This window comes from Mycobacterium sp. E796 (genome assembly GCF_001672815.1).
In the GTDB taxonomy this organism is placed as follows: Bacteria; Actinomycetota; Actinomycetes; order Mycobacteriales; family Mycobacteriaceae; genus Mycobacterium.
In genome coordinates, this window is record NZ_LZKK01000301.1 from 24,594 (window position 1) to 32,245 (window position 7,652).

The window sequence follows — 7,652 nt, forward strand, 5'->3', positions numbered from 1 at the left end:
GCTATCACCCGTTCAAGATTGGAACACGTTTCAGTTAAGCTTTCCGCATGGGTGATCCATCACTGACAACCGAACTCGGGCGCGTCCTGGTCACCGGCGGCTCGGGGTTTGTCGGCGCGAACCTGGTGACCACCCTGCTCGACCGCGGATACCAGGTGCGTTCCTTCGACCGCGCCCCCTCACCGCTCCCGGCGCATCCACAGCTGGAGGTGCTGCAGGGCGACATCACCGACGCGGGCGTCTGCGCCGCGGCGGTCGACGGCATCGACACCGTGTTCCACACCGCCGCGCTCATCGAGCTGATGGGCGGCGCGTCGGTCACCGAGGAATACCGTCAGCGCAGCTTCGCCGTGAACGTCGGCGGCACGGAGAACCTGGTGCATGCCGGGCAACGGGCCGGGGTGAAGCGGTTCGTCTACACCTCGTCCAACAGCGTGGTGATGGGTGGCCAGAACATCGCCGGCGGTGACGAGACGCTGCCGTATACCCACCGGTTCAACGACCTCTACACCGAGACGAAGGTGGTCGCCGAGCGATTCGTGTTGGCGCAGAACGGTATTGAAGGCATGCTGACGTGCGCGATCCGGCCCAGCGGCATATGGGGCCGCGGCGATCAGACGATGTTTCGCAGGCTGTTCGAAAGCGTGATCGCCGGGCACGTCAAGGTGCTGATCGGCCGCAAGTCCGCCCGGCTGGACAACTCCTACGTGCACAACCTGATTCACGGTTTCATCCTGGCCGCCCAGCATCTGGTCCCCGGCGGCACGGCGCCCGGTCAGGCGTACTTCATCAACGACGCCGACCCGATCAACATGTTCGAGTTCGCCCGCCCGGTGGTGGAGGCCTGCGGCGTCAAATGGCCCCGGGTGCGCGTGAACGGCCCGATGGTCCGCGCGGCGATGAGCGGTTGGCAGCGGCTGCATTTCCGGTTCGGGATACCGGCGCCGCTGCTGGAGCCGCTGGCCATCGAGCGGTTGTACCTGGACAACTACTTCTCCATCGACAAGGCGCGCCGCGATCTCGGATACGAGCCGTTGTTCACCACCGATAAGGCCATGTCCGAATGCCTGCCGTACTACGTGGACCTGTTCGGCCAGATGAAAAGTCAGGCCGCAGCCCGGACGAAATAACGAGACAAGTTGGCTCGCATCATGACCGGCTTCACCGTGCGATGGCGCGCCAGACCAACTCAGAGATGATTTGGCAGTATTCGTCGTCAACCGGCTCGCCGGTGAATAGCGCGCGCATGTTTATCGGTGCGAACAGCAATTCCAGCACCGTCAGCGCGTCGACACCGTCTCGAAGTTCGCCACGCTCTCGTGCGCGGTCGACCACGACGCGATAGGTGCCCGCGCGAGCTCGCCAAATTTCCCTGCGAATCCGGGCGCTTGGCAAGTCCGGGTTGTCGATTATGTGCGTGATCTGTAAACGGCGCCCAATCTCTGAATTGACGTAATAGGTCATCCCGGCCGCCAGAGCAAACAGGTCGGTACGGAGCGAACCCGTATCCGGCGCCGTGACTTGTTCGCTCGGCCACGCCAAGAAAACTTCGAGCATGAGGTTGTCTTCGTCGCCCCACTCTCGGCGAATCGCCGATGGGTCGAGCCTGTGCCGGTCAGCCAGCGACAGAATGCGGAAACGGTCTATGCCCCAACGAGTTAGTTCATCATAGGCGGCGGCGAGCACTCGTTCGCGGAAATCCTCGGGCATCGAGTGCTCACCCACCCCTGACATCGCCACCCGCCTGCAACTGTGAACCTCGGTTTTCAAATGACTTACGCGATCTAACCATGGGCACTTCGCGGTGCTGACCTGGAGTTGATGAAAACGAGCGAGTTCAGGTTGGTGGTACTAGCGGAAGCTCACCATCTGGGCGCCCCAGGCGGCCCGGATGGGGGCGTCGACATCGTTGACGATCGCGTCGCGCTTGTCGATGAGCAGGCACGCGCGGTCGGCCTCCTGATAGGGCGTCCAATCCGGCTCTCCGGCCGGGCCCTCGGGTTTGCCATGGGTGGCGAAGTTGACCCACCTGGTGCGCACCCGTTTCGAAACCGCCTTGGCGGTCTTGGCGCCGCCGAGCTTCAGGGTCGGGTCCTTCGGCGCCCCGAGATTGCCCCAGACGTAAGGCAATTCGGTGGCGTGGGCGGCATTGACCAGCAGCAGTTTCAGCAACGGGGTCGCGTAGTCGAACCGGTACAGATACACCGGGGCCACGTGGGAGTGCCCTTCGGCCAGCCACACCGACGGCATCCGGAAGCCGACGTCGGTGGCGATGCTCAAAAACCTTGCCTTGCGCCGCAATCCGGAGTAGGCGGACACGATCTGCTCCTGGGTCGGCAATTGCAGGTCGGGTTGTTCGGCGGCGATCTGGGTGAACATCGACGTGATCGCGCGCGGGGTGATCGGCATCAGCGGCGAGCGCATGAGCCGGAACAGCGCCGCCTCATGCTTGTTGGTGCCGATGATCAGCGGCACCGGGTGCAAGCGACCCTCCTGCGCCAGCTTGACCGGATAGTCCTGCAGCAGCTCGCCGTCGACGATCGGGACGAATGCCAGCGTGCCCGGGTTGCGCACGGGCACTTCGTCGAACACCTGCTGCGACGCGGACAGGATCGCCGCGATCGGCGCGTCTGGCAACGCGTCGGGGTCCATTCGCAGTTTGTCGAGGAAGCTCGCGGCGACGCGCTCGGCCCGCTCGCGGTCGTACACCGATGTGGCCGGGGAACTCTGGGCGATCGCTCCGGCGAACAGGCCGTCGGCCGCCGGCGCCGCCAGCAGCGTCGTGACGATGCCCGCACCGGCGGATTCGCCGAACAGCGTGACGCGTTGGGGATCACCGCCAAACGCCGCGATGTTGTCACGCACCCAGCGCAACGCGGCCAGCACGTCGTGCAGCCCGATGTTCGAATCGAAGCGGCGCCGCGCGGTGCTGAACGACGACAGGTCGAGAAAGCCCAGCGCCCCAAGCCGATAGTTGACCGTCACCACCACGACGTCACCGCTACTGACCAACCGGTGGCCCTCGTAGAGCGGCTGGCTGGCCGATCCGAGCACGTAGGCGCCGCCGTGCAGCCACACCAGCACCGCTTTGGCGTCGCCGGGCGCGGTGCCCGCCGGGGCGAACACGTTCAGGCTCAGGCAGTCTTCACCCTGCGGCGCACCGAGTTCCAGGGGCATGTTGGGGAAGGTGGGTTGCGGGCAGGCCGGGCCGTAGGACGTGGCGTCGACGATCTCCGCCGACCGCGTCGGCGGCTCCGGACGCCGGAACCGCAGGTCGCCGACGGGCGGCGCGGCGTAACGGATGCCCTTCCAGCTGCGGACGCCGCCGTCGTCGCCGCCCCGGACCGGGCCATGAGTGGTTTCGACCACGCGGTTGTCGGTCGCCATGGTTCTCGAACTTCCCTAACTCAGCCGCTCGGTTAGGAATTCGACTACCCGCTTGCGCGCCTCGTAAGCGGGTTGACCGTCAACTTCGCGGACCTCGTCGGTCAGTACCGAGTGCGCCATCTTGCCGAAGCCACCCTCGTTGCCTGGGCGCGAGTCGATCTCGATGACCTCGAACGCGTCGCCGAGTCGCGCCTTGAGCGCCGCGAACCGTTCCCGCGGCACCACGGGGTCCTCGCTGAACCGCAGTCCCATCGCGCACAGCCCGTCGTTGGCGCACCGATCGACCACGGTGGTCATTTCGGACTCGCTCAAGCCCGTGTCGGCGCGCCGCTTGCGGCCCAGCGGCAGCGGCACCGACGGCTGGGAAAGCACCGGGGCCAAAACGCTGTCGTCGACGGCGGCGGCCAACGCGAAGCCCCCGGTGAAGCACTGGCCGATGACGCCGACGCCCTTGCCCGGCGTCGACGCGTTGAGGTCGCGGGCCAGCGCGCGCAGGAACAACGACACCGGCCGCTCCTTGTTGGTGGCGAACGCCGCGAATTCCTTTGCGACACAGGCGCGCGTGATGGTGCCGACGATGGAGCCGAGCGTCTTCGGCTTGCCGGGCTCACCGAACAGCGACGGCATGGCGACAGTGAAGCCGTTGTCCACCAGGTGATTACCCAGGCCCAGCACCGCGGGGTGAATGCCGGGGATCTCGGGAATCAGCACCACGCCGGGGCCGGTGCCCTTGCGGTAGACGTCGTGGGTGTAGCCGCCACCCGTGAAAGGTGCCACCGACCATCCGGACAGGTCTGCTTGGGGTGCGGTCACTCGGTGCCTTCTCTCAGCGGGCGGGTAACGGCGACGCCGTCTGCGTCGCCGAGGCCAGCGTACGGAACTCGTCGGGGCTACCGGCACCCGTAATCGCGATCTGAGTGGCGCCGGCCGGGCCGATCAACCGGGTGGTCCACACCGGCTCGGTGTCGGAGCCGTTGCGGCCCGCGGCGCGATAGACGACCCAGTTGACCCCGCCGACGTCGACCGCCCCGGTCGGATACGCCGACGGATGGACCGATCCGACGAGCTTGTCCTCGTCGGCGTTGCTCTGGATCAGGCCCAGGTACATGCCCGTCGGGCTGATGTAGCCCACGGTCGAGGTGGCCGCGTGCAACCGTTGACCCGTCGAGGGGTCGGTCCGGCCGTTGTCGATGCCCCCGCGACCGCCCGAGTTGGGGTGCCACCCGGCGGGCAACTGCGGCAGCCGAATCGGAAAGCCCAGCGCCTGGGCGTCCGCCCGCAGGGCTGCCGCCGCGTCGTAGGACGGGATGGTGCCCTTGTTCGTCCCGACGGGCTGAAACGAACACATCCCGACCAGGCCGGCCAGCAGGATGCAGCCGATGACCAGCGGCATCAGCGACCAGAACATGTCGCGGCCGTCCTGCAGCAACCGGGGCTTTGCCGGTTTGGGCGCCGGCGCCGGCTCGCCCAACGCTGCGTTCGGCTGCGGCTCGTCGGTCATAACGCCGAGTATCCCAGTTCCCGCAGACCGATCCGCTTCTGGGACAATCGGCAACCATGAGCGATCGCCCCCAACGCCGCGAAGCCCCCGACCGCAACCTGGCGATGGAGCTGGTCCGGGTCACCGAGGCCGGGGCCATGGCGGCCGGCCGCTGGGTAGGCCGCGGCGACAAGGAGGGCGGCGACGGCGCGGCGGTCGACGCCATCCGCGAGCTGGTCAACACCGTGTCGATGCGCGGCGTGGTGGTGATCGGCGAGGGCGAGAAGGACCAGGCGCCGATGCTCTACAACGGCGAGGAAGTCGGCAACGGGGACGGGCCGGAGTGCGACTTCGCCGTCGACCCCGTGGACGGCACCACGTTGATGAGCAAGGGCATGCCCAATGCCATCTCCGTGCTGGCGGTGGCCGACCGCGGGGCGATGTTCGACCCGTCGGCGGTGTTCTACATGAACAAGATCGCCGTCGGGCCCGAGGCCGCCAACGTGCTCGACATCACCGCGCCGATCGCCGAGAACATCAAAGCCGTCGCCAAGGTCAAGGCCCTGTCGGTGCGCGACATGACGGTGTGCATCCTGGACCGGCCGCGGCACGCGCAACTCATCGAAGACGTCCGCGCCACCGGGGCCCGGATCCGACTGATCACCGACGGCGACGTGGCCGGCGCCATCTCCGCGTGCCGGCCGGAGTCGGGCACCGACATGCTGGCCGGCATCGGCGGCACGCCCGAGGGCATCATCGCCGCGGCGGCGATCCGCTGCATGGGCGGGGCCATCCAGGCGCAGCTGGCCCCCAAAGACGACGCCGAGCGCCGCAAGGCGCTGGACGCCGGCTACGACCTGGACCAGGTCCTGACCACCGAGGACCTGGTGTCCGGCGAGAACGTGTTCTTCTGCGCGACCGGGGTGACCGAGGGCGACCTGCTCAAGGGCGTCCGGTACTACCCCGGCGGCTGCACCACCCAGTCGATCGTGATGCGCTCGAAGTCGGGCACCGTGCGCCTGATCGAGGCCTACCACCGGCTGTCCAAGCTCAACGAGTACTCCTCGATCGACTTCACCGGCGACAGCTCCGCCGCCTATCCCCTGCCCTGACCGACCCGACCCGCAACGAAACCAGGAGACCAATCTATGGCCACTGAGGACGCCGACGGCGCCGAGTACCGCATCGAGCACGACACCATGGGCGAGGTTCGGGTGCCGGCAAAAGCCCTGTGGCGCGCGCAAACTCAGCGCGCCGTCGAGAACTTCCCGATCTCGGGCCGCGGTCTGGAGCGCACCCAGATCCGCGCGCTGGGCCTGCTGAAGGGCGCCTGCGCGCAGGTGAACAAGGACCTCGGGCTGCTGGCGCCGGAGAAGGCCGACGCGATCATCGCCGCGGCGGCCGAGATCGCCGACGGCCGCCACGACGATCAGTTCCCCATCGACGTCTTCCAAACCGGTTCGGGCACAAGCTCGAACATGAACACCAACGAGGTGATCGCCAGCATCGCCGCCGCCAACGGGGTGACGGTGCACCCCAACGACGACGTCAACATGTCGCAGTCGTCCAACGACACCTTTCCGACCGCCACCCACATCGCGGCCACCGAGGCCGCGGTGCGCCACCTCATCCCCGCGCTCGAGGTGCTGCACGACGCGCTGGCGAGCAAGGCGCGCGAGTGGCAGACGGTGGTCAAGTCCGGCCGCACTCACCTGATGGACGCCGTCCCGGTGACACTGGGCCAGGAGTTCAGCGGCTACGCCCGCCAGATCGAGGCCGGGATCGAACGGGTCCGGGCCACGCTGCCGCGGCTGGGTGAGCTCGCGATCGGGGGCACCGCGGTCGGCACCGGCCTGAACGCACCCGACGGGTTCGGCGTCAAGGTGGTCGAGACGCTGGTCGCATCCACCGGCCTGAGCGAATTGCGCCCGGCGGTCAACTCTTTCGAGGCCCAGGCCGCCCGCGACGGGCTGGTCGAGGCCTCGGGCGCGCTGCGCACCGTCGCGGTGTCGTTGACCAAGATCGCCAACGACGTCCGCTGGATGGGATCGGGCCCGCTGACCGGCCTGGCCGAGATCCAGCTGCCCGACCTGCAGCCGGGCAGCTCGATCATGCCGGGCAAGGTGAATCCCGTTCTGCCGGAGGCGGTTACGCAGGTCGCTGCGCAGGTGATCGGCAACGACGCCGCGGTGGCCGTCGGCGGGTTGTCCGGCGCCTTCGAGCTCAACGTCTACATCCCGATGATGGCCCGCAACATCCTGGAGTCCTTCAAGCTGCTGTCCAACGTTTCGCGGCTGTTCGCGGAGCGCTGCATCGTCGGGCTCAAGGCGAACGTCGAGCACCTGCGCGAGCTGGCCGAATCGTCGCCGTCGATCGTGACGCCGCTGAACTCGGCCATCGGCTACGAGGAGGCCGCCGCGGTGGCCAAACAGGCGCTGAAGGAGCGCAAGACCATCCGACAGACTGTCATCGATCGCGGGCTGATCGGCGACAAGCTGTCGCTGGAAGAGCTGGACCGCCGCCTCGACGTGTTGGCGATGGCCAAGGTGAAGCCGGAGGAATAGATGAGAGCGGTTCGGCGATGACGACTCCCCCGGGCGGTCCCTACGGTCAGGATCCCTACGGCGCGAATCCCTATGGGCAGGGCCCATATTGGGGCGGCCCGCCGCAGGGTGGCCCGCCACCGGCCGGCCCTCCGCCGGGCGGGCCGCCACCGGGCGGCGGGTACCCGTACCCGGCGCCGGGTGGGCCGTACGCGGCGGGCCCCTACCCGCCCCAGCAGTTC

At 67.8% G+C, this 7,652-nt stretch carries 8 protein-coding genes; 4 read left to right on the top strand and 4 right to left on the bottom strand.

The genetic code is table 11. The features are described 5' to 3' along the window. The first annotated feature begins 47 nt into the window (after positions 1–47). Positions 48–1,130 (top strand): NAD-dependent epimerase/dehydratase family protein, encoded by a 1,083-nt coding sequence (locus tag A5706_RS23440; RefSeq protein ID WP_068135998.1) that lies wholly within the window; start codon positions 48–50, stop codon positions 1,128–1,130. A gap of 31 nt (positions 1,131–1,161) precedes the next feature. On the opposite strand, the gene A5706_RS23445 is transcribed toward A5706_RS23440, so the two are convergent. The 4 genes from A5706_RS23445 to A5706_RS23460 form a co-directional block, all read right to left on the bottom strand. Further along, a complete protein-coding gene (locus tag A5706_RS23445) occupies positions 1,162–1,710 on the bottom strand; it encodes a TetR-like C-terminal domain-containing protein (protein WP_231985389.1) in 549 nt (182 codons plus the stop codon). A 141-nt stretch (positions 1,711–1,851) separates the two neighbouring features. After that, entirely contained in the window at positions 1,852–3,387 is a 1,536-nt protein-coding gene (locus A5706_RS23450) for a carboxylesterase/lipase family protein (RefSeq protein WP_068136002.1), read from the bottom strand. A 15-nt stretch (positions 3,388–3,402) separates the two neighbouring features. After that, on the bottom strand, positions 3,403–4,200 hold the full coding sequence (locus tag A5706_RS23455) for a dienelactone hydrolase family protein (protein WP_068136005.1): 798 nt from the start codon (positions 4,198–4,200) through the stop codon (positions 3,403–3,405). 13 nt (positions 4,201–4,213) lie between these two features. Continuing rightward, positions 4,214–4,888, bottom strand: a complete 675-nt coding sequence (locus tag A5706_RS23460; protein ID WP_068136007.1) for a DUF4245 domain-containing protein — start codon at positions 4,886–4,888, stop codon at positions 4,214–4,216. Positions 4,889–4,944: 56 nt separating this feature from the next. Between A5706_RS23460 and glpX the strand changes: the two genes are divergently transcribed. The 3 genes from glpX to A5706_RS32550 form a co-directional block, all read left to right on the top strand. Beyond that, positions 4,945–5,979: a class II fructose-bisphosphatase gene (glpX, locus tag A5706_RS23465; RefSeq protein WP_197517950.1), complete on the top strand. Its 1,035-nt coding sequence runs from the start codon at positions 4,945–4,947 to the stop codon at positions 5,977–5,979. Between the two features lie 36 nt (positions 5,980–6,015). After that, positions 6,016–7,431, top strand: a complete 1,416-nt coding sequence (locus A5706_RS23470) for a class II fumarate hydratase (RefSeq protein WP_068136010.1) — start codon at positions 6,016–6,018, stop codon at positions 7,429–7,431. Between the two features lie 17 nt (positions 7,432–7,448). Further along, positions 7,449–7,652 (top strand): hypothetical protein (locus tag A5706_RS32550; RefSeq protein ID WP_197517951.1); only part of this gene is annotated, 204 nt, incomplete at its 3' end.

Excerpts from the sequence above, each read along its gene's own strand:
- A5706_RS23440 (WP_068135998.1), top strand. The coding sequence starts at position 48 with ATGGGTGATCCATCACTGACAACCGAACTCGGGCGCGTCCTGGTCACC.
- A5706_RS23445 (WP_231985389.1), bottom strand. The coding sequence starts at position 1,710 with ATGCCCGAGGATTTCCGCGAACGAGTGCTCGCCGCCGCCTATGATGAA.
- A5706_RS23450 (WP_068136002.1), bottom strand. The coding sequence starts at position 3,387 with ATGGCGACCGACAACCGCGTGGTCGAAACCACTCATGGCCCGGTCCGG.
- A5706_RS23460 (WP_068136007.1), bottom strand. The coding sequence starts at position 4,888 with ATGACCGACGAGCCGCAGCCGAACGCAGCGTTGGGCGAGCCGGCGCCG.
- glpX (WP_197517950.1), top strand. The coding sequence starts at position 4,945 with ATGAGCGATCGCCCCCAACGCCGCGAAGCCCCCGACCGCAACCTGGCG.
- A5706_RS23470 (WP_068136010.1), top strand. The coding sequence starts at position 6,016 with ATGGCCACTGAGGACGCCGACGGCGCCGAGTACCGCATCGAGCACGAC.